Genomic DNA, 263 nt, shown 5'->3' on the forward strand with positions numbered 1-263 from the left:
CCCTTGTCCCCTGACGCCGCGCGTTCCTACCGGAGGTTCCGATGACCGACTCGAACCCGTTCACCACGTCGGCGGCGGGCAGGGGGGCCGAGAACGCGAACGAACGACCCCCGGCCTGCACGCTGCCGACGCCACCTGGCAGGCGACCTTCGCGCGCAGCTTCCAGCACGCCGACTGGATCGACGGCGAGAGCGGCGTGCAGGCCGGTCAGTCGGTGGGGGAGGACGGTTTCAACACGCGACTGCACCGCATCGAGGCCGATC

Annotated in this window: 1 protein-coding gene; it reads right to left on the reverse strand. The window is 70.7% G+C overall.

All coding sequences use genetic code 11. The features are described 5' to 3' along the window. A partial coding sequence (locus tag AC0I8G_RS25985) for a hypothetical protein (RefSeq protein WP_471732518.1) occupies window positions 1-263 on the reverse strand: 263 nt, incomplete at both ends.

Source organism: Kineococcus sp. AC630 (genome assembly GCF_979255925.1).